The sequence below is a fragment of the Pseudomonas sp. BSw22131 genome (assembly GCF_026810445.1).
GTDB classification, from domain to species: domain Bacteria; phylum Pseudomonadota; class Gammaproteobacteria; order Pseudomonadales; family Pseudomonadaceae; genus Aquipseudomonas; species Aquipseudomonas huanghezhanensis.
This window is the reverse complement of the sequence record NZ_CP113949.1, coordinates 543,849-566,328: the sequence shown is the minus strand read 5'-3', so window position 1 is coordinate 566,328 and position 22,480 is coordinate 543,849. Positions and strand designations below refer to the sequence as shown.

The following is a 22,480-nucleotide window of genomic DNA, read 5'->3' as shown; positions in this document are numbered from 1 at the left end:
CTTGAAACGGGTCCGATCTCTCACGTGATCGGCTTCAATCCGTGACCCACTTCACCTTCTTCTCTCGATCAGAAACTTCCTACGACCCTCTCAGGTCGCGCTCTTCAACTCCCTGCCGATGCGCTTTCAACGCTCGCCCTGCTGATGCCAGGCGGGCTATTGATTGCTCATCCGCAGGAGATTCACCATGTTTCGACGCATTGATCAGGCGCTGGGCGACACCAGCGTCAAACTCAAGCTTTCACTGGGCTTTGGCCTGGTGCTGATGCTGACCCTCGCTATCGCCCTCACCGGCTGGCATGGTCTGGATACGATGATCGAACGCTCGGAATCGATCACGGCCATCGGCCAGCTCAACGCGATGACTAAAGACCTGCGCGCCGAACGGATCACGTTCCGCATCGATAACACACCGCAAAGTGCACAACGGGTGGTTGATCGACTGAACGAAATCGAAGCGCATCTGAATACGTTGCGTGCGGACGCCGATCACGCCGAGTTGCTGAAGCTGCTCAACGGCCAAAGTGAAACCGTACGCACGCTCGAACAGACGTTCGCTGACCTGGGGTTGCTGCTCAAGGAGCGTGCAGCCTCAAAGCTGCGCCTGAACGAGTACTCAGAGCAGGCGGTGACGGCTGTCGGACAAGTTGAAAACAAAGTGCTGAAAGCTGTGAGCCAAGAGCAGGACAGCAGTGAGCAGTTCGATGAATTCACCAACATCCTGCAGCTGCGGCGGCAGATACAGAATGCCCGCTACGAGGTGCTTGCCTACGTCTTCAGCGGTCAGGAGAGTTATGAAGTGGCGGCCATTACCGCCATTGACGAGTCGCTCAAGGAGATTGAGCAGATCTCACAAGATCAAGCACAGGAAAGCGCATCTGATCTGAAACTCGCCAATCAGGCACTTAAGCGCTACCGCGACCAGTTGGCGCTGTTCAAAGAGGTGCAGGTTAAAACCGAGGCGGCACACGAGAGCATGGAGGCGCTGGGGGAGACGCTGCTGGCGTCGACCACCGAACTGAGCAGCTTGCAGAGCGCCCGTCGCGACAGTGAAGCCGGACAATCACGCACCGCTCTGGCGGGCGTTGCGGGCCTGGCCTTGACCCTGGGATTACTCGCGGCGTGGCTGATCACGCAGCAGATCATCGCGCCGTTGCGCCAGACGCTGATCGCCGCAGAACGTATCGCCCAAGGCGATCTAAGCCAGAACCTCGCTGTAACGCGTCGGGATGAGATGGGCGAGATGCAGCAGCGCATGCAGTCGATGACAGAGAGCCTGCGAGCATTGATCGGCGGCATCAGCGATGGCGTGTCGAAAATCGCCAGCGCCGCAGGGCAGCTTTCTTCCGTGACTCAGCAAACCAGCATCGGGGTGAATAAACAGAAGGACGAAACCGATCAGGTAGCAACGGCAATGAACGAGATGACGGCCACGGTGATGGAGGTTGCGCGCAATGCTGAAGAGGCGTCCGAAGCTGCCAGCCAGGCTGATCTGCAGGCGCGCGAAGGCGACAAAGTGGTCAATGAGGCGATCACCCAGATCGAGCGGCTGGCGGACGAAGTGACCAATTCCACTCAGGCGATGGGCCAACTGAAAACCGAGAGCGACAAAATCGGTGGCGTTCTCAATGTGATCAAGTCGGTCTCCCAGCAGACCAATTTGCTGGCGCTCAATGCCGCCATCGAAGCTGCCCGCGCAGGTGAAGCAGGCCGGGGATTTGCTGTGGTAGCCGACGAGGTGCGCAGCCTTGCGCAACGTACGCAACAGTCCACCGAAGAAATCGAGGAGCTGATCGCTGCGCTGCAAAACGGCACCCAGCAGGTGGTCAACGCGCTTGATGCCAGCCGTATGCTGACCGATAACAGTGTCGACCTGAGCCGACGGGCGGGCAGTGCTCTGGAGCACATCACCCGGACGGTTTCGACCATCCAGAGCATGAATCAGCAAATTGCCACTGCGGGTGAAGAGCAAAGCGCCGTAGCCGAACAGATCAACCGAAGCGTGCTCAACGTGCGCGACATCTCTGACCAGACCGCCGCCGCCAGCGATCAGACTGCATCCGCCAGCGCAGAACTCGCACGACTGGGCCTGGAGTTGCAAGAGATGGTGGGCAAATTCCGGGTGTGATGAGCGGGCTGGCGCTCGCTGTTGCAGGAGCTGACAACCCAGGGCGAGGCTGGATTCGGTAAATCTGGCACACCGTGATCGCAGCTTAGCGGGCAAGCCTCACGCCAACGGGATCGGTGTCAGACACAAAAAAACGCCCTTGAAGCCAGGCTTCAAGGGCGTCTTTTGTATCGGTCTGCCGTCAGACGTTCACAAGCGTCGGCTCGATCAGATGGCTCGCCGGCTGCAATGGCAGCAGTGGTGCGTGCGGGTCGGCTGCGAACGAATCTCGCCAGGCGGTGAGCCATGACGAATGCCCTTCTGTCCAGACCAGCTCGTGCAAACGGGCCAAGGCTACCGGGTCGCTCAACAACGCCAGTCGCTCGCTGTTATTGAGAAGCTCAGGACCACCCTTGACCGCATGACGAACGCGCTCGGTACGCATCCACTCGATCGGCTCGGCATGGCGATGGCGCGATGTTGCCAAAGCGCACGCCAGCGCGTTTTGCTGCGGATCGACCACTGCGCGCACGAAGCCGTCTTTCAGAGCATGCCAACGATTCTCGTGCGTGTACTTGTCGGTCGAGACCAGCTCTTGCGGCGGTGTGTGCTCCTCCGGAATCAAGAACAGGTTTTCGTCACGCGCCTTGAGGCCCAGGTTGGTACGGCTGGAAATCACCGATACCGGGATCGACAACATCAGCGAACCTACGATCGGCGCAAGCCACCACAGGAAACTCGGATTCAGCCAAACCACCAACAGCGCCCAGCAAAAGCCCAGCAAGGTCTGCGGACCGTGGCGTTTGACAGCCTCGCTCCATGGCGTGGAGTCATCGTCACGTTGTGGCGAGTTCCAGGTCGCTGCCCAGCCCAGAAATGCGGCCAGTACGAAGCGGGTATGGAAAATCATCCGTACCGGCGCCAGCAGCATGGAAAACAGCACTTCCATGAGCATCGACATCGTGACTTTGATACGACCGCCAAAACCGACCGAGCCCTTTGCCCAGATCAGAATGATGCTGAGCACTTTAGGCAGGAACAGCAGCACAATCGTGGTCGAGAACAACGCCACGGCCTTTTCAGGATGCCATTGAGGCCACAGCGGATACAGCTGACGCGGTTCCATGAAGTACGTCGGCTCCATCAGCGTGTTGACCGCAAGCAGCGCCGTCGACAACACCAGGAAGAAGAACCATAACGGCGCTGACAGATAAGACATCACGCCGGTCAGGAACACAGCACGGTGAACCGGGTGCATGCCCTTGACCAGGAACAAACGGAAGTTCATCAAGTTGCCGTGGCACCAGCGGCGGTCACGCTTGAGTTCGTCCAAGAGGTTCGGCGGCAGTTCTTCGTAACTACCCGGCAAGTCATACGCAATCCACACGCCCCAGCCGGCACGGCGCATCAGCGCTGCTTCAACGAAGTCGTGAGACAGAATCGCTCCCGCAAACGCACCTTTACCCGGCAGCGGCGCCAAGGCGCAATGCTCGATAAACGGTTTCATGCGGATGATCGCGTTGTGGCCCCAATAGTGGGATTCGCCCAGCTGCCAGAAGTGCAGACCGGCGGTGAAGAGCGGGCCGTACACACGGGTGGCAAATTGCTGCATGCGTGCATACAGCGTGTCCATGCCCGAAGCGCGCGGCGCGGTCTGGATGATGCCGGCATCCGGTGTGGCTTCCATCAAGCGCACCAGACTGGTCAGGCATTCGCCACTCATCACCGAGTCGGCGTCAAGTACGACCATGTAGCGGTACTCACCGCCCCAACGACGGCAGAAGTCATCCAGGTTACCGCTTTTGCGCTTAACGCGACGACGACGGCGACGATAGAAAATCCTGCCGAAACCACCGGTCTCACGACACACGTCCAGCCAGGCTTGCTGCTCGGCTACACAGATGTCGGTCTCGTTGGAGTCGCTTAGGATGAAGAAGTCGAAACGATCCAGATCACCTGTGGCTTTGACCGACTCGAATGTAGCGCGCAGACCGGCAAATACCCGGGGCACGTCTTCATTACAGATCGGCATGACCAACGCAGTGCGTGCGCCCACCTCAATCGGTTCGTTACCCGCGCTTGCACCGGAAATGCGGTACTTGTCATGGCCGGTCAGCAATTCCAGAAAGCCCATAAGGGCTGTCCAGAAGCCCGCTGATACCCAGCAGAACAGAATGCCGAACAACAACAGAATGCTGGACTGCAGCGCATAAGGAAGCACTTGCGCTGCGGTCTGCAGCAAGGTCTGGCGGCTGATTTCGTCGAACGACACCAGCGACCAGCCTTGATACGGCAGGATGCCCTTCATGTAGAAGCCAGCCACGATGGTCTGGCCCAGCATGAGGATCAGCAGAATGTAGCGGCGGATCGAACCGACCGTGCGCCAGCGCGACTTGGGCAAATCACGCGGCAAGTCGTCCTTGGACGGCTTGGGCGGGTTTTTCTTGCCGGTCAGCCTGCGCCAACCGCGCACCAGGATATTGGTGCGCCAAGGTTCGGGCACTACTTTGGTACGACGGATCGGCGGCGTAGCCTTGAGGCAGACGCGACCGCTGGCGTCGACAGCCAGCATCTCGGCGTCTTGCAGTTCGTCAGCGGTGGTGAGCGTCAGACGACGCTCCACCGACGCCAACGCGGCGTCGGCCGGATCGCTGGCAGTCTGCGCCGACAGGCGTTCGTGCAGCTCAGCGAACGACGTGACGCTTGCCATCTCGGCACGCTGCTCGTCGCTCATTGGCAAATGTGCCAGATACTCTTGAAGAGACTCAGGCACGGCTTGTGGATTACTCATCGGCTGGCAACTGGTAGCTCCAGGTCTCGGTCAGGATTTGTTGAATCTTGGCCGTGTCCTGTTGGGTGGATGCAGCCGTTGGAGCTGGCTGCTGGGCGTCTTTGCTGGCCTTGTTCGCTTTCGCTGCATCGCCCAGCGCCGCTTCTGGCTTGGACGCTTCGGCATCGGCTTTCGCCTCGGCAACTTTGGCCGCTTCGACAGTTTTGGCTGCGTCAGCTTTCAGGCCATCGGCGCGTGCAGCATCGACGTTGACGATTTGTGCCTTGTCATCTTTAGGCGCGGCGGCAACCAGAGCGGCAGGCGCAGCCTTGGCAGCTGCTTTTTTGTCTGCGTTCTTGTCAGTCTTGTCGGCCGTGATCACGGCAGGTTCCTTGCCAGGTTCAGCAGGGCTTTCACGCAACAAGTACGCACGCATTTCCACGGACTTGTTGGTGTCTTTGACTTTCAGACGCAGCGTCAGGCGCCAGCCCTTGGTGACCGGGTTGTAACGCAGGTTGTTTTCGACCAGCTCGGTATTTTCGTCGGTGATGACCTGGCTGCGAATCGCAGGGTCTTCACCCAGCTTGGCCAGAACCGGACCTACGAAGTCAACGATGTAAGCAACGCTGCCGTCCGGTTGACGAACCAGATTGGACTGCTTCACGTCACCGGTCGAACGCAGGGTTTGTTTGACCCAGCCCAGATCCGGAGAATGAATGGAGTCTTCATCCATGGTCCAGTGCAGGCGGTAGTTGAAGTCGACCGACTTACCGGGCTCCGGCTGAACTTCCGGTTTCCAGAACGCTACGATGTTGTCGTTGGTTTCATCAGCTGTCGGGATCTCGACCAGATCGACGGTGCCTTTGCCCCAGTCGCCTTTAGGCTCGATCCAGGCGCTCGGACGTTTGTCGTAGCGGTCATCCAGGTCTTCGTAATGGCTGAAACCGCGGCCACGTTGCAGCAGACCAAAACCACGCGGGTTTTCGACGGAGAAGCTGCTCACAGCGAGATGCTTAGGGTTGTTCAGAGGACGCCAGATCCACTCGCCATTGGCTGCCTGAATCGACAGACCGCTGGAATCGTGCAGTTCACGCCGGTAGTTGAGCACTTTGGACGGCTGATTGGCGCCGAACAGGTACATGCTGGTCAGCGGAGCCACGCCCAGTTTGCCGACCTTTTCACGCAGATACATGCGCGACTGCACGTCAACCAGGGTGTTGGTGCCCGGACGCAAGGTCAGCTTGTAAGCACCAGTGGCGCGAGGGGAGTCGAGCAGTGCGAAGATCACCAGATGGTTATCGTCCGGATTAGGCTTCTCGATCCAGAACTCGGTGAAACGCGGGAACTCTTCACCGGAAGGCATCGCAGTGTCGATGGCCATGCCGCGTGCCGACAAACCGTAAACCTGCCCTTTGCCCACAACGCGGAAGTAGCTCGCGCCCAGCATGGTCATGATTTCGTCTTGTTTGTCATCTTTGTTGATCGGGTACATCACGCGAAAGCCCGCGTAGCCCAGATTCTGAGTGGACTTGGGATCGAACTTAACGTCACCGAAGTCAAAACGGGCCGGATCGTATTTGATCTCGTTGACAGCTGTGGCGGTAACTTCGTTGATCTTCACCGGCGTATCGAAGTGCATACCCTGGTGATAGAACGAAATCTTGAACGGGGTTTTGTCGGCGGCCCATTCAGCCTTGTCCTGCAAAAAACGGATCTTCTGGTAGTCCGCGAACTTCATGTCGCGAAATTCCGCCGGAAGGTTGCTCTTGGGAGCTACGAATTTCTGCCCGGCCAGATCTTTGGCCTTTGTTGCCACGTCGTCCAGATCGAACGCCCACAACTGGCTGGCGCCCAACAGACAAAACAGAGCAGACCCAGCCAACAGCGCGCGATGCAGGCGCTTGCCGGGAGTCTTTGGTGCATTACATGGACTAACAATCACGAGCAACCCTCGCCTAAAACAGATGAAGAAACCAACGGCCAGCTATCAAGTGCCGGGTTGGCGAGCATTGTTCCGACTCCGAAAGGGGCCAATGATTCCCCAACCGACGTCGGATCAGTCTGCGTTTGTACCGATTGAACAGGCGAATGCCCGTCTCTGTAGCGCGCGATTATCTAGCAGGCCGCGTTACAACGCATCAGTTGAAGCAAAGTATTTATCGGTACAGACCTAATAAATTCAGGCAATGCGCACAAAAACGGACGTTTACGTCTCGAGCAAAAATGTCACTGGGCCATCATTGACCAAATGCAGTTGCATATCCGCACCAAACTGGCCCACGGCAACCGGGTCGTGCAAGTTTTTAGCCTTGTCCACCAAGTAGTCGAACAACTCTTTGGCAAACGCAGGCGCCGCTGCTTTCGAGAAGCCCGGACGCAAGCCGCTCCTGGTATCTGCTGCGAGCGTGAACTGCGAAACCAGCAACAAACCGCCCCGTATATCAGCGACGGAGAGATTCATTTTCCCCTCTGCATCGCTGAACACCCGATAGTTAAGCAGTTTATGCAGAAGCTTATCGGCGCTGGCCTGTGTGTCATGAGGCTCGATACCGACTAAAACCATGAGCCCTTGGTCGATGGCGCCGACTGTCTGGCCAGACACATCGACGCGTGCCTGTGAGACTCGTTGAAGCAAGCCCTTCATTTAAAATCCTATGTCCAACAACAAGGTTGCGGTTCGCCTTTTCGCCAAAAAGTTGGCTCCTACAGAGAGTTGCTGCTCCTGCAGACTGCCGTTACGCCTCTTCTGGTGGAAGATCCAGCAAACGCTGAGCCACTTGTGCTGCCGCCCGGACCAGCGCGTCGGTAATACCGGGTTCGGAGGCTGCATGGCCTGCGTCACGAATCACTTGCAACTCACTGTTGGGCCACGCCTGATGGAGCTCCCAGGCATTGTCCAGCGGGCAGATCACATCGTAACGGCCGTGAACGATGATCCCCGGCAGATGCGCGATCCTGGGCATATCGCGAATCAGCTGGTTTTCTTCGAGGAAGGCGTTATGCGTGAAGTAATGACACTCGATGCGGGCGATAGAGAGGGCGCGCTGGGGCTCGGAGAAGCGGTCGACGACCAGCGGATTAGGCCGCAATGTGGCGGTCCTGCCCTCCCACGTTGACCAGGCTTTTGCCGCATGCATCTGGGCAATCTGATCGTTACCGGTAAGACGTTTATGAAACGCCGCCAGCAGGTCATGACGTTCGTCCAGTGGGATCGGCGCCAGGTAATCCTGCCAGTAGTCGGGGAACAGACGGCTGGCACCCGCTTGATAGAACCACTCGATTTCCTGAGGACGGCACAAAAAGATGCCGCGCAAAATCAGTGCATGGACCCGCTCAGGGTGAGTTTGCGCGTATGCCAGCGATAACGTTGAACCCCACGAGCCGCCAAACAGCACCCATTTGTCGATGCCAAGGTGATTGCGGATGCGCTCCAGGTCTTCGACAAGGTGCCAAGTGGTGTTGTTTTCAAGACTTGCGTGCGGTGTGGAGCGACCACATCCACGCTGATCGAAGGTGATGATGCGATAAAGATTGGGGTCAAAAAACCGGCGGCTTTGGGCATCGCATCCTGCTCCGGGACCGCCGTGGATGAAAACCACTGGCAAACCTTCGGGCGATCCGCTCTCGTCGACATAAAGGACATGAGGCTCTTCCACTGCCAGATCGTGCCGGGCATAAGGTTTGATCTGCGGGTACAAAGTCTGCATAGGTGCTCCACAAGTCCAATTCATTGGCTGCTGTATGTCTGCCGCTGGTCATCATAAACCCGAATGAGTTAATGATCATGCACCGCTTTTTTCCACCTTTGGCGACGGCAAAGCAAGAGTGGAACGATCAATGCAGGGGTTTGTGGATTGAATTCGGGGCCGAACGAGAACACGCTCCCTGAGTCGAAGCGTGGGTCGTTTCATCAGATATTTCACCTCGTTTGGAGGACATAACGGATGACACGCCCTACAGTCAAACAACCCCTTTCGCTCGTCTAAACAACTTGAGGTCGTACCCGATGTCTCCGGAACCCAACGTTCGTGACGCTGAAGTGGCAGCATTTCGTGAAGCTGTACTCAATAAACTCGAGTACGCCGTCGGCAAGGACCCCGACCACGCGTTCGACCATGACTGGTTTATGGCTATTGCCCTTGCGACACGGGACAAGATGGCCGAGCGCTGGATGAATCACACCCGATATATCTACAAGCAGGAAAAGAAACGCGTTTATTACTTGTCCCTGGAGTTCCTGATCGGGCGTTTGATGTTCGACAGCCTGAGCAACCTGGGGATTCTTGAAACCGCACGCGTGGCGCTCAAGGGCCTTAACGTCGACCTGGAAAAAATCCGCACACTGGAACCCGATGCTGCTTTAGGCAACGGTGGCTTGGGCCGTCTGGCCGCATGCTTCATGGAAAGCATGTCGACGCTGGGCGTGGCAGGTCATGGATACGGCATTCGTTACGAGCACGGTCTGTTCCGCCAGAATATCGTCGATGGCTGGCAGCAGGAACAAACCGAGAACTGGCTGGACTTTGGTAACCCTTGGGAATTCGAACGCCCAGAGGTGATTTACCAGATTGGCTTCGGCGGTAGCGTGCAACCGGTGCTCGACAGCAACGGCGCACCGATGCTGGATGCAGCCGGCGAAACCCGGCAGGTCTGGCATGCGGGCGAAACCGTCCGGGCGATTGCCTACGACACCCCGGTGGTGGGCTGGCGCGGCAAGGCCGTGAACACCCTGCGCCTCTGGCGGGCGCGGGCGGTCGAGAATCTGCACCTGGAACGCTTCAACGCTGGCGACCATGTCGGCGCAGTGGCTGAAGTGGTGCGTGCTGAAAGTATTTCTCGCGTGCTGTATCCAAACGACAGCACTGAGGCCGGCCAGGAACTTCGCCTGCGTCAGGAATATTTCTTTGTGTCTGCCTCGTTGCAGGATCTGCTGCGTCGGCACAAGAACATGGACTACACCATCAACAGCCTGCCGGAGCACGCTGCGATTCAGATGAACGACACGCACCCCTCGATCGCCGTGGCCGAGTTGATGCGCATTCTGATCGACCTGCACGATGTCGAATGGGCCGAGGCTTGGCGCATTACGGTCGGCACACTGGCCTACACTAACCACACTTTGCTGCCTGAGGCGCTGGAAACCTGGCCAGTTGGCCTGATGGAACGCATGTTGCCGCGGCACATGCAAATCATCTACATGATCAACGCCCAGCTCATCGACCATGTTCGCGAGTCGCAGAAGGATGACCCGGAACTGTTCGATCTGCTGCGCGCGGTGTCGCTGATCGAAGAGGACAACGGGCGTCGCGTGCGCATGGGCAACCTTGCGTTTATCGGTTCCCACAGCACTAACGGGGTTTCGGCGCTGCACACCCAGTTGATGCGCAAAACGGTGTTTGCGCAGTTGCACAAACTGCACCCGGATCGCATTAACAACAAAACCAACGGCATCACTTTCCGGCGCTGGCTGTTCCAGTCCAATCCGGAGCTGACGTCGATGCTGGTCAAGGAGTTGGGCGAACAAGTGCTCGACAACCATGAGACCGCGCTGCTGAAGCTGGAGCCGTTTGCCGACAAGCCAGCCTTCCAGAAGCAGTTTGCCGAGCAGCGCCTGCAGAGCAAGACCGCGCTGGCCGCGATCATTCAGGAACGCATGGGCATCACGGTCAACCCGGCTGCGATGTTCGACGTGCAGGTCAAGCGCATCCACGAGTACAAGCGCCAGCTCCTGAACCTGTTCCATACCGTGGCGCTTTATCAGGCGATGCGCGCTGACCCGAGCACCAATTGGGCGCCACGCGTGAAAATCTTCGCAGGCAAAGCGGCCGCCAGTTATCACTCGGCCAAGCTGATCATCAAACTGGCCAACGACATCGCACGGACCGTGAACAACGACCCGACGTTGCGCGGTCAGTTGAAAGTGGTGTTCATGCCCAACTACAACGTCAGCCTGGCCGAAAGCATCATCCCGGCGGCGGATTTGTCGGAGCAGATATCCACCGCAGGGCTTGAAGCCTCCGGCACCAGCAACATGAAATTCGGCCTCAACGGCGCGCTGACCATTGGCACGCTGGACGGCGCGAACGTGGAAATGAGCGAGCAAGTGGGCCTGGAGCACATGTTCATTTTCGGCATGAGCGCACAGGAAGTCGAAGCGCGCAAACATGCTGGTGAGTTCAACGCGCATGGAGACATTGCAGCATCCGGGCGCTTGAACGATGTGTTGCAGGCGATTCGTGGCGGGGTGTTCTCGCCGGATGATCCATACCGTTATGCGGGCTTGATAGACCAGTTGATTGCCTACGACCGTTTCTTTGTCTGCGCGGACTTCGAGTCTTACTGGCACGCACAGGCCAAGGTCGAAGCGCACTGGCACAAGCCTGAGGAATGGTGGCGTTCAGCGGTGCTCAACACCTCACGCATGGGCTGGTTCTCTTCGGACCGGACCATCCGGGAGTATGCGACCGATATCTGGAAAGCGCTGGATTGAAGTCGCTGATGCGCGCCACAAACTCTGCGGCGTAATTGGCTTGTAGAGACGATGGGGTCGGGTGAGGCTGTCATTGCGGTGAGTCATTTAGACCGCACTGCGGCTTCGCTCAGACTCGTCAGCGCCTACAAAATCACTACTCATCTATTTATGCAGTTGCAGAGTCGCCGGCATTCCATTCCAGCTTGCCTGCGAGCGAGACTACGTTCTAATACCGCCACAAAATGTTTCATCCCGGTGTACGCCCGATATACTCCCACCATCGCCGTCACTGGCTGGGTAAGGATGTCGTCGCGTGCAATGGATTCTGATGCTGGCGGGTTTGCTCATAGGTGTGTTTCTTGATGAAACGCTGACGGGCGCAGCTTTGGGCGCCCTGCTCGGTTTGGCCACAGGCCTGACTGTACGAATGTCGGCGCTGAGCAAACGCACTGCCGCGCACCAGGAACAACTGGCGCAGATGCAAGCGGCGCTGAAATCGCTGCAGCAGAGGCTCGACGCGTCAGACGTCGCCCCCGATCCGCCCCTGGATACTGCCCAAACCGCCTCCGCTTCAGTTCCCCTGCCCACGCCTCTCAACATTCAAAGCGTCAGCACAGATGGCCCGGAGCTAATCTGGGACTTGCCCGACGTCGAACAACCGTCGCTTGCCAACGAGGGCGATTCCGAATGGCGCAGGCCGCAGCCGGCCGGACAGTCAGGCCCCTCGGCCACTCAACCCCCGCACACACCCAACGTATTCGACACAGCTTTGCTGCGGGCGAAAGACTGGCTTTTGGGCGGCAACACAGTGCTTCGCGTTGGCGTGGTGCTGCTGTTTCTGGGCTTGGCGTTTTTACTGCGCTACGCCACGGAAGGCATGATCGTTCCGGTCGAAGCCCGTTATGCAAGCGTGGCGGCGAGCGCTTTGGCATTGCTGGGGCTGGGATGGTGGCTGCGTCAGCGCAATCCGGCATTTGCTCTGATGATGCAAGGCACCGGCATTGCCGTGTTGTACCTGACAGTGTTCGCGTCAATGAAGCTGCACGCACTGATGGGCCCGGGCATGGCGTTCAGTCTGCTGGTCGCTGTCACGGTGTTCTCTGCCACGCTGGCCGTGACGCAGAACTCGCTGGCGCTGGCGTGCGTGGCCGCGCTCGGCGGTTTCGCGGCGCCGTTGCTGACATCGACCGGCGAAGGCAGCCACGTTGCGCTGTTCAGCTACTTCGCACTGCTGAACGCTGGCATCTTCGCCATTGCGTGGTTCAAGGCCTGGCGCCCTCTGAACCTCATCGGCTTCTTGGGCACCTTCGGCATTGGTTTCGCGTGGGGCCTCAAGGCCTACACCGCAGAGTTGTTCTGGAGCACCGAACCGTTTCTGGTGCTGTTCTTCCTGATGTACCTGGCCATCGGACTGCTGTTTGCAATGCGCACTCTTCAGGCACACGAAACGGGGCCTGAGGATGACAGCCGCGAGGCGTTGCTTCGCTGGTCCGCCAGGCAGGGTTCATACGTCGACGGCAGCCTTTTGTTCGGTACCCCCATCGCAGGGTTCGGCCTGCAATACGCGCTGGTCGAGCATCTTGCGTTTGGCGCTGCCTTCAGCGCATTGGCGTTGGGCGTCCTTTACCTGCTCATTGCTCGCGTCCTGACCGGACGTGCGCCGGGCCGTGCATTGTTGCTGGTTGAAACCTGTCTGGCGCTGGGTGTCGTATTCGCTACCCTGGCGATACCGCTCGGGCTTGATGCGCAATGGACGACAGTTGCCTGGGCCATCGAAGGCGCGGCGGTGTTCTGGCTGGGCATGCGTCAGGACAGGGTGCTGGCACGCGGTTTCGGTCTGCTGCTGCAAGCGGGCGCCGGGGTTTCCTTCTTTGGGGTGATCAACACCTGGTTCGATCCGACCTTCGATCACGGTGACTTCTGGACACCGTTGCTGATCTCCGTCGCCGGGCTGGTCAGCGCCTGGATGGTTTATTCAATTGGAGCCTTACGCTGGGTAAGCGCGCGCATCCTGCAACCCGCGTTACTGCTGTGGGGCGCACTTTGGTGGGCGGTTGCGCTGGCCATGTCGACTCACTTCGTACCGGGGGCTGCGGGTATTCCGTTCCTGCTGACGCTGGGCGCGATCACCGTCGGGCTGTGGACGCTGATCACGTTGCGCCTTCGCTGGCCGGGGTTGGCACAGCTCTGCACATTACTCACCCCCTTGAGTGGCGCGCTGCTGCTGGCAGAGATTTTCGACCCGCGTTACAACCCGGCTGCTGACTGGGGCTGGCTTGGCTGGCTGGCCGTGTTCGCGGCGCATGCGTGGTCGCTGCGTCAGTTGGCGAGCCTGATCCCCGGCAGACAGTTGAATATCGCCCATGTACTCGGCTGCTGGCTGATCATCGCCGTGCTGTCGCTGGAATTACGCTACGCCTTGCTGCAATTGTCGGAGCATTACAACGCCTGGCGCTGGCTCGGCTGGGCTTTGCTGCCAAGCCTTTACCTGCTGGCAATGACGTCGCCGCGCACTGGGCGATGGCCGGTTCGCGACTACCCGAAAGCCTATCGTGTCTGGGCGGCAGCGCCATTGGCAGCGCTGATGCTGACGTGGTTTTGGGTGGCCAATGCCGTGAGCGATGGCGCCGCCGATCCGCTGCCTTACGTCCCGTTGATCAATCCGCTGGAGCTGGGCCTGCTGCTGACGTTGACGGGGGTTTGCCTGTGGGCACGCAGCCATCTGCCGCAGTTGGGTGTGCCCCTCGATGCTGCGCGCAAACGGGTACTGATCGCTGCGGGCGTCTCGCTGTTCGCGCTGGTCACTGCAACGGTCATGCGCACCGTGCACCATTGGACAGGCGTGGCGTGGGAGACCGAGGCCCTGCTGTCGTCGATGCGTGTACAGGCCGGCCTTTCCATCGTCTGGACGCTCATGGCACTGGCCCTCATGATCGGCGGCCACCTGCGCGCCCGACGGCACATCTGGCTGGCGGGTGCTGCTTTGATCGGCATTGTGGTCGCCAAGTTGTTCCTGATCGAGCTCAGCGATCAGGGCGGCCTGGAGCGAATCGTTTCGTTTATCGGCGTTGGCATTCTGCTGCTTGTAGTGGGATATTTCGCGCCACTTCCGCCTAAAACCCTTACGTCGCCCTCTTCACCCGAGGCGCCTGCCGAGGGGTCGGCCCGCTCATGAGGAAGGCGTTGTTGAGCTGTCAGTTCATTGCCAAGGCCGCTGTGTTCGTCTCCCTGTTGTGCGCCGCACTGCTGGCCTGCGCCGAAGACCTGCCGGATGATTTCGCCAGCCAGACACCGCTGACGCTCAGCGGCAACGGACCGTGGTATCGGCTGGAGCTGCCGCTGTCGGTGCAGTTGAACGCCCATCAGGGCAACCTAAATGATGTACGAGTCTTCAACGCGGACGGTCAGGCGCAACCTTATGCGCTGACGTTCACAGCACCGCAGCGGGTCGAGAACGAGCAGCCGGTGTCGGTCAAATGGTTCCCGCTGTACAACCGCGACGACGCCAGGGACGTCGAGCCGGCCATCCGTGTCGAACGCACGCCCAACGGAACGCTGGTCGAGGTGCAGCCACAGGGTGAGATAGAGGCCGGCGAAGAAATCCTGCGCGGCTGGCTGCTCGACACCAGCGCGATCAATGCCCCGCTGGATCAGTTAATCATCGACTGGTCCACCGAACGCGAAGGGTTTCAGCGCTTCACCATCGAAGCCAGCGACGACTTGCAGCATTGGCAGCGCTGGGGCGAAGGTCAGGTTGCACGCCTTTCCTTTGCCGACGAAGTGGTGGAGCAGCGCGAGGTGTCGCTGCCCGGCCGGACAGCACGTTACCTGCGTCTGCTGTGGAACACCCCGCAATCCGCCCCCACATTGACCTCCGCGCAGATCCTTGTGACGCGTCCCGGAATACTGCCGCTCAGTTGGTCTGCGGCGGTCAAAGGTCGCGTCGAGGCTCCGGGCGTTTATGTCTGGCAGTTGCCGGTGGCATTGCCCATCGAGCGCATGAAAATCAACATTGAGCAGGCCAACAGCCTGGCGCCCGCAATGCTGTACGGGCGGCGCGACAATAAGTCGTCATGGCGGCTGATCAGCGATGGCTTGCTGTACCGACTGACGCAGAATGGCCAGGACGTGGCTCAGGACGAGATGGAGTTGCCCGGCGATGTGCTTCAACAATTGAAGCTGGAGGTCGACGAGCGCGGCGGTGGGCTAGGGCCTCAATCACCGGAATTGAGCGTGGCCGTGCGCGCCACGCAGTTGGTGTTTCTGGGCCGTGGCGCTCCGCCCTATAGCTTGGCGTTGGGCAATGACTCGGTGCCAGGCGCCAACCTGCCGCTCCCGACACTTATCCCGGGCATGACCGAGCAGACACTCGCGACCCTCGGCACTGCCACCCTTGCGTCCACGCCCGTCACTGCCAGTCCCGCACCCGTCGCCATTGCCGAGGGCATCGATTGGAAACGCGCAGGGCTCTGGGCCGTGCTGGTGCTCGGCGTTATATTCCTGGGCTGGATGGCACTGAGTACGCTGAGCGCATCGAAAAAAAGTCGTTGAGGCTGAAACGTTACCGCTGCCGCGAACCGCGCAAGATTATGGCGTTTTGCGCCTGCGCTCAGGGGCGACGTGAACTCAATGGCCCGCAACCCGGTCTGACAGGCAGTATTACGTCATGACTCGCGCTAAACTGTGCGCGTTTTCCAATCCCTTCTTCGGAGCTCTCCATGTCCCGCGTTACCCTGAGTCGCTATTTGATTGAGCAGACCCGCAGCAACAACACGCCTGCCGATCTGCGCTTCCTTATCGAAGTGGTCGCGCGCGCATGCAAGGAAATCAGCCACGCCGTCTCCAAAGGCGCACTGGGCGGCGTTCTCGGCAGCATGGGCACCGAGAACGTGCAAGGCGAAGTGCAGAAGAAGCTCGACGTGATTTCCAATGAAATCCTGCTCGAAGCCAACGAATGGGGCGGTCACCTGGCCGGCATGGCGTCCGAAGAAATGGACAACGCCTACCAGATCCCGGGCAAATACCCGAAAGGCGCCTATCTCCTGGTGTTCGACCCATTGGATGGCTCCTCGAACATCGACATCAACGCACCGGTTGGCACCATCTTCTCCGTGCTGCGTTGCCCGAACCAATACCTGAGCCAGAACGAAGCCCTGAATGAAAAGGCCTTCCTGCAGCCAGGCACCGAGCAAGTGGCTGCCGGTTATGCCATCTACGGTCCGCAGACCATGCTGGTACTGACCTTGGGCGATGGCGTGAAAGGCTTCACCCTGGACCGCGAAATGGGCAGCTTCGTCCTGACCCACGAAGACATCAAGATCCCGGAGTCCACTCAGGAGTTCGCGGTCAACATTTCCAACCAGCGTCACTGGGAAGCGCCGGTAAAACGCTACGTCGACGAGCTGCTGGCTGGCGAAGACGGTCCGCTGAAAAAGAACTACAACATGCGTTGGGTCGCAGCGATGGTGGGCGATGTGCACCGCATCCTGACGCGTGGCGGTCTGTTCATGTATCCGCGTGACAGCCGCGAGCCTTCCAAACCGGGCAAGCTGCGTTTGATGTACGAAGCCAACCCGATGTCGTTCCTGGTTGAGCAAGCGGGTGGCGCGTCCACCGACGGTCATCAGCGCATTCTCGACATTCAGCCAGAAGGCCTGCACCAGCGTGTTGCGGTGTTCCTGGGTTCGAAAGAAGAAGTCGAGCGCGCCACCTCGTACCACAAAGGCTGAAACTCTGACTCGCCCCTGCGCAGCCAGGGGCAAGCGTGAATTGGCAACAAAGCCCCAGGACACCGACACGCAAAGCTGTTTCGGTGGTCTGGGAGAGCAGGCACTGGTGGCGGTCTGTCCTGATGGATCGAAGGTCCACCAGGCGGGTTGGCACTGGTGCTGTTGCTCAATCAATTACCCCGCAGGATCCATCGACATCCCCGTCAAGGAACCGAGTTCCCTCTTTATCTTCTAAGCTTTCGGAACAGTGCCAGCGTCTTGCGTCATGGACGAACGCTGTGACGTCTTCCCCCTTCCGTTTCAGGAGCTTCACTCATGTCATTGCGCTCTCTTGCATTGTTGTCGTTCTGCGTTTTGCTGGCAGCCTGCAGCAAGATCAATCAAGAACACTATTCAAAAATCTCGGCGGGCATGCCCAAGGCCGACGTTGAGAGATTGCTGGGCAGCCCGACTGAATGCTCAGGCGCATTGGGCATGTCGAGTTGCACATGGGGCGATCAAAAGAGCTTCATCAGCGTTCAATATGCCGCCGACAAAGTTGTTCTCTTTTCTGCTCAGGGCCTCGAATGAAGATCCGCCACTCAGTGAAGTTAGGTGCGCTGGCGTTCGCGGCCTTGTTGATGGCTGGCTGCGCATCCTCCGGAGGTGATTCCATGCCCCCGCGAACGGTCGACCACGTTGACCTGAAACGTTATCAGGGCACCTGGTACGAACTGGCGCGCATGCCGATGTTTTTCCAGCGCAACTGCGCGCAGTCCGAGGCCCAGTACAAGCTCAAGGACGACGGCAACATCGCTGTGACCAACCGCTGCCGCACGATAGAAGGCAAGTGGGAAGAGGCAACTGGGACGGCGTCGCCACAAGTACCCGGCAAGACCGACAAGCTGTGGGTGGAGTTTGATAACTGGTTCTCGCGACTACTGCCGGGTGTAGCGAAGGGTGACTATTGGGTGCTCTACCTCGGCGACGGATACAAGACAGCGCTGGTTGGCAATCCGGACCGCAAATACATGTGGTTGCTGTCCAGGACTGCGCACGTGTCAGAACAAACCAAAAACGAGCTGCTGACCAAAGCGCAACAGCAAGGTTATGACACCACCAAGCTGATCTGGCGTGTAGATGACTCCAAGATCGCAAAGGCATCACGCGAATAAATTCGCGCCTGCAGAGTGACGCCGCGCCGACCTTCTGTACAAGGGGCCAACTTGTTGGCGAGACGTATTCCGGGGGGGACCCCTTCAGTACGTCTCGCCAATGAATTCGCTCCTACAGCAACGCGCTTAGAGTGATACCTCGGCTTAACCCAGCATCTGCCGCAGCACCTGCGCAAACGCACGGCTACTTTCTTCCTCATCGGCATGTCGGCCTTCGCTGATCACCCAGCGACCGTTGACCATCACGTCACGAATCTGCCGATCACCGCCTGCAAACAGCCAGCGGTTGAGAATCCCGTCCCCCGCTGCAGTGGCCAGATACGGATCATTGCCGTCGAGCACCAACCAATCGGCGCGCTTGCCAACCTCCAGCGCGCCTACCGCCTGCCCCATCGCCTGTGCACCGCCCGCCAGCGCCGCGTCATACAACGTGCGGCCAACCATCGGTTGATCGCTGCGATACAGCCGGTTGCGCTTTTGGTCACGCAAGCGCTGACCGTATTCGAGCCACCGCAGCTCCTCGACCACGCTCAAGGAAACATGGCTGTCAGAACCAATCCCCCAGCGCCCGCCCTGCGCAATGTAGTCCACTGCCGGAAATATGCCGTCGCCAAGGTTGGCCTCGGTGGTCAGACACAGCCCTGCCACGGCCCGACTGCTCGCCATCATCGCGACTTCATCCGCCTCGGCGTGGGTGGCATGCACCAGGCACCAGCGCTGATCGACTTCAACGTTTTCATAGAGCCATTGCAGCGGCCTGCGACCGCTCCAGCTCAGGCAATCCTCGACTTCTTTTTGCTGCTCGGCGATGTGGATATGCACAGGGCATTGCGTGTCGCCAGCCGCCAGCACATCGGCGATCTGCTGCGGCGTGACGGCTCGTAAAGAGTGAAAACACAGCCCAAGCGCCTGGGCAGGTTGCGTGTCGATCACCGAACGCAGGCTGGCTTGCAGGTTGAGGTAACTGTCGGTGCTGTGAATGAAGCGACGTTGGCCGTCGCTGGGCGCTTGCCCACCAAAACCTGCATGGCTGTAAAGCACTGGCAGCAAGGTCAGCCCGATGCCTACTGAACTCGCTGCGGCGCTAATGCGCAGTGCCAGCTCGGCGGGGTCGGCGTAGGGTTTGCCGCTGGTGTCTTGATGCACGTAATGAAATTCAGCGACTGAGGTATACCCGCCCTTGAGCATCTCGATGTACAGCTGACGAGCGATGATGCCCAGTTGCTCTGGACTGATCTGACCGACCAGGCGGTACATCAAGTCACGCCAGGTCCAGAAGCTGTCATCAGGGTTGTCTGCCACTTCTGCCAGCCCGGCCATTGCGCGCTGAAAGGCGTGGGAGTGCAGATTGGGCATGCCCGGCACCACGGGGCCGTTCATCAGCTCGGCGCCATCGCGCTCGGCGCCAGCCTGCACGTTCGTCAGCATGCCTTGCGGGCTGACGTCGAAACGCACATTGCTCGCCCAGCCGATGGGCAGCAGCGCGCGCTCAGCAAAGAAAACGGACATCGTTTTGCACCCCTCGCGTCAAATTGTCTATACATATACAGACGTTTACCTGGCCGGTAAACTGCGTCGCGCTTGTCGTCAGCCACGTTAATGGTTAGCGTGAGCGCCATCGATGATCATCACGCCAAACAAGGATTTCCCTGTGCCGACTCCGCCTGCCATCTCTCCGCTGGCCGCCCAGATGGGTGATAGTCCGGCGCCGCTGTATGCGCGGGTCAAGCAGATGATCAACCAGCAAATCGCCAACGGCACCTGGCCGCCGCATCACCGCGTGCCTTCCGAAAGCGAACTGGTGACGCAGCTCGGCTTCAGCCGCATGACCATCAACCGCGCGTTGCGGGAGATGACCGCCGAAGGCCTGCTGGTGCGCATGCAGGGCGTCGGCACCTTTGTCGCCGAGCCAAAGACCCAATCAGCGCTCTTTGAAGTGCATAACATCGCTGACGAAATCGCCTCACGCGGCCACCGTCACAGCTGCAAGGTCATCATCCTGTGTGAAGAGGCCGCCGGCTCGGAGCGCGCGCTGGCGCTGGACATGCGCGAAGGTCAGCGGGTGTTCCACTCATTGATCGTGCATTTTGAAAACGACATCCCCGTGCAAATCGAGGACCGCTTCGTCAACGCCGCAGTCGCCCCGGACTATTTGCAACAGGATTTCACCCAGCAAACCCCTTACGCCTATCTGTCGAACGTCGCACCTCTGACCGAGGGCGAACATGTGGTCGAAGCCATTCTCGCGGACGCCAATGAATGTGAATTGCTGCAGATCGAAAAAGGCGAGCCCTGCCTGATGATCCGCCGCCGCACCTGGTCCGGCCGCACGCCAGTCACTGCCGCACGCTTGATCCACCCCGGCTCGCGTCATCGCCTCGAAGGACGTTTCAGCAAATGACCGGTCTCAGCGTCTTACGCGCAGCCGACTATCCACGTATGCCGTGGAAAAACGGGGGTGGCAGCACCGAGGAGATTACCCGCGACGCAAGCGAAGGCCTCGATGGCTTCGGCTGGCGTCTGTCGATTGCTGACATTGAGCAATCAGGAGGCTTTTCGACGTTTGCCGGTTACCAGCGAATCATCACGGTGCTGCAAGGCGCAGGCATGACGCTGAACATCGACGGCACGCTCAGCGAAGCGCTGCTGCCCTCCGATCCGTTTGCGTTCAGTGGCGACAGTCAGGTTTCGTGCGCCTTGCTGGACGGTCCGATCCGTGATTTCAATCTGATCTACGCCCCCATGCGTTATCGCGCGAGGCTGCAATGGATCGACGTGCTGCTCCCACAACGCTTCTTCACCTCGGCCAGCGTATTTCTGTTGTTCAGCGCCGCTGAGCAAGTTGCGATCAATGCCGCCGAACACCCGCCTCAACTGCTTGAAAAATATGACTGCCTGCAACTGGACAATCCAAACGGCGCATTGCTGGAGATGGTGGTGTATGCCCCGCGTGCAAGCCGCTGCTGCGTGATTGAACTGACTGCGATCTGATTAGCGCGCTCACATAAAGCCACCCGCCCACAAGGACGTCATCGTATTCATGAACACGCTCAACAAAAAAGAAACCCCAAGAGCCATCGCCATCATGGCCAGTTTCCTCGCTTCCGAATCGGCTGGCGGACTGGTGCTGATGGGTGCTGCGCTGGCCGCGATCATTGTCGCCAACTCGCCACTTGCGCCCGGCTACTTCGCGGCGTTGCACAGCGTGTGGGGTGGTTTGTCGATCGAGCTGTGGATCAATGATGGCTTGATGGCGATCTTCTTTTTGATGGTCGGCCTGGAAATCAAACGCGAAGTGCTGGCGGGCGGTCTGTCGAGCTGGAGTCAGCGTGCGCTGCCCGGTTTCGCAGCGGCAGGCGGCATGCTGGTCCCCGCGCTCATTTACCTTGCGGTCAACTGGGGTAACCCCGAAACCCTCGGCGGCTGGGCCATTCCTGCGGCCACCGATATCGCGTTCGCCCTTGGGGTGCTGTCATTACTCGGCAAACGTGTGCCCACCTCGCTGAAAGTCTTTCTCGCGGCGCTGGCGATTCTTGACGACCTCGGCGCCGTCACGATCATCGCGCTGTTCTACAGCACCGGCCTGAACATGCCGATGCTGCTGGCCTCTTTTGCCACCCTCGCGGTGCTGATCGTGATGAACCGCATGGGGGTTCGGCGTCTACTGCCGTACTTGCTGCTCGGTCTGCTGCTGTGGTTTTTCGTCTTGCAATCAGGCGTCCACGCAACCCTGGCGGGCGTCGCGCTGGCGCTGTGTATTCCCTTGGGCAAGCCAGAAGAAGAAGCGCGCTCACCGCTGCTGTTTCTCGAGGAGAAGATGCATTACTGGGTGGCGTTCGCCGTGGTCCCGATCTTCGGCTTCGCCAACGCGGGGGTGTCGTTGTCGGGCATCACGCTGGGCAACCTGCTCGACCCGGTGCCGCTGGGCGTCGCGTTGGGGTTGTTCGTGGGCAAGCAGATTGGCGTGTTCCTCGCAGCCGTCGTGGCCATTCGCGCAGGCGTTGCAGTGTTGCCCGAAGGCAGCAATTGGGCGCAGCTGTACGGCGTCGCATTGTTGTGCGGGATTGGCTTCACCATGAGCCTGTTCATCGGCAACCTGGCCTTCCCCGGTCAAGCGCACTTGATCGATGAAGTGAAGGTCGGCGTGCTGATCGGCTCGATACTGTCGGCCATTTTTGGGGTGCTGTTGCTGCGCAGCAAGATGGCAAGGCACTGATACAGGGCCTTGACGCGCTGCTCTGCATTCAA

General features: G+C 59.3%; 15 protein-coding genes. 10 read left to right on the top strand and 5 right to left on the bottom strand.

Annotated features, from left to right (window positions below; genetic code table 11):
• The first annotated feature begins 187 nt into the window (after window positions 1-187).
• Window positions 188-2,128 carry a HAMP domain-containing methyl-accepting chemotaxis protein gene (locus OYW20_RS02580; RefSeq protein ID WP_268799175.1) on the top strand — a complete coding sequence of 647 codons (1,941 nt, stop codon included), beginning with the start codon at window positions 188-190 and terminating at the stop codon, window positions 2,126-2,128.
• 181 nt (window positions 2,129-2,309) lie between these two features.
• Here the strand turns inward: OYW20_RS02580 and mdoH are convergent, their stop codons facing one another.
• The 4 genes from mdoH to pip form a co-directional block, all read right to left on the bottom strand.
• A complete protein-coding gene (gene mdoH, locus OYW20_RS02575) occupies window positions 2,310-4,898 on the bottom strand; it encodes a glucans biosynthesis glucosyltransferase MdoH (protein WP_268799174.1) in 2,589 nt (862 codons plus the stop codon).
• A complete protein-coding gene (locus tag OYW20_RS02570; protein ID WP_328284803.1) occupies window positions 4,891-6,819 on the bottom strand; it encodes a glucan biosynthesis protein G in 1,929 nt (642 codons plus the stop codon). Before OYW20_RS02570 ends, mdoH begins: the two co-directional genes overlap by 8 nt.
• A gap of 264 nt (window positions 6,820-7,083) precedes the next feature.
• On the bottom strand, window positions 7,084-7,521 hold the full coding sequence (gene dtd / locus OYW20_RS02565; RefSeq protein WP_268799173.1) for a D-aminoacyl-tRNA deacylase: 438 nt from the start codon (window positions 7,519-7,521) through the stop codon (window positions 7,084-7,086).
• A 91-nt stretch (window positions 7,522-7,612) separates the two neighbouring features.
• Window positions 7,613-8,584, bottom strand: coding sequence for a prolyl aminopeptidase (pip, locus tag OYW20_RS02560; RefSeq protein ID WP_268799172.1), 972 nt, complete (start codon window positions 8,582-8,584; stop codon window positions 7,613-7,615).
• A gap of 299 nt (window positions 8,585-8,883) precedes the next feature.
• On the opposite strand from pip, the gene OYW20_RS02555 reads away from it, so the two are divergent.
• From OYW20_RS02555 to OYW20_RS02530, 6 genes are all read left to right on the top strand, one after another.
• Window positions 8,884-11,367 carry a glycogen/starch/alpha-glucan phosphorylase gene (locus OYW20_RS02555; RefSeq protein ID WP_268799171.1) on the top strand — a complete coding sequence of 828 codons (2,484 nt, stop codon included), beginning with the start codon at window positions 8,884-8,886 and terminating at the stop codon, window positions 11,365-11,367.
• 295 nt (window positions 11,368-11,662) lie between these two features.
• Complete coding sequence (locus OYW20_RS02550; protein ID WP_268799170.1) at window positions 11,663-14,524, top strand: DUF2339 domain-containing protein; 2,862 nt, start codon at window positions 11,663-11,665, stop codon at window positions 14,522-14,524.
• Window positions 14,521-15,900, top strand: coding sequence for a DUF3999 domain-containing protein (locus OYW20_RS02545; protein WP_268799169.1), 1,380 nt, complete (start codon window positions 14,521-14,523; stop codon window positions 15,898-15,900). Before OYW20_RS02550 ends, OYW20_RS02545 begins: the two co-directional genes overlap by 4 nt.
• Before the next feature lie 167 nt (window positions 15,901-16,067).
• Entirely contained in the window at window positions 16,068-17,078 is a 1,011-nt protein-coding gene (locus OYW20_RS02540; RefSeq protein WP_268799168.1) for a class 1 fructose-bisphosphatase, read from the top strand.
• Between the two features lie 315 nt (window positions 17,079-17,393).
• Entirely contained in the window at window positions 17,394-17,648 is a 255-nt protein-coding gene (locus tag OYW20_RS02535) for a hypothetical protein (RefSeq protein ID WP_268799167.1), read from the top strand.
• A complete protein-coding gene (locus tag OYW20_RS02530; protein ID WP_408005456.1) occupies window positions 17,645-18,232 on the top strand; it encodes a lipocalin family protein in 588 nt (195 codons plus the stop codon). Before OYW20_RS02535 ends, OYW20_RS02530 begins: the two co-directional genes overlap by 4 nt.
• Window positions 18,233-18,376: 144 nt before the next feature.
• Here the strand turns inward: OYW20_RS02530 and OYW20_RS02525 are convergent, their stop codons facing one another.
• Window positions 18,377-19,741: a formimidoylglutamate deiminase gene (locus tag OYW20_RS02525; protein ID WP_268799166.1), complete on the bottom strand. Its 1,365-nt coding sequence runs from the start codon at window positions 19,739-19,741 to the stop codon at window positions 18,377-18,379.
• A 112-nt stretch (window positions 19,742-19,853) separates the two neighbouring features.
• Here OYW20_RS02525 and hutC point away from each other — a divergent pair, with 112 nt between their 5' ends.
• Genes hutC through nhaA form a run of 3 tightly spaced genes read left to right on the top strand, consistent with a single transcriptional unit; the run spans window position 19,854 to window position 22,448 of the window.
• Window positions 19,854-20,633: a histidine utilization repressor gene (gene hutC, locus OYW20_RS02520; protein ID WP_268799165.1), complete on the top strand. Its 780-nt coding sequence runs from the start codon at window positions 19,854-19,856 to the stop codon at window positions 20,631-20,633.
• On the top strand, window positions 20,630-21,223 hold the full coding sequence (locus tag OYW20_RS02515) for a HutD/Ves family protein (protein WP_268799164.1): 594 nt from the start codon (window positions 20,630-20,632) through the stop codon (window positions 21,221-21,223). Before hutC ends, OYW20_RS02515 begins: the two co-directional genes overlap by 4 nt.
• 49 nt (window positions 21,224-21,272) lie before the next feature.
• Complete coding sequence (nhaA, locus tag OYW20_RS02510) at window positions 21,273-22,448, top strand: Na+/H+ antiporter NhaA (RefSeq protein ID WP_268799163.1); 1,176 nt, start codon at window positions 21,273-21,275, stop codon at window positions 22,446-22,448.
• Window positions 22,449-22,480 lie beyond the last annotated feature (32 nt).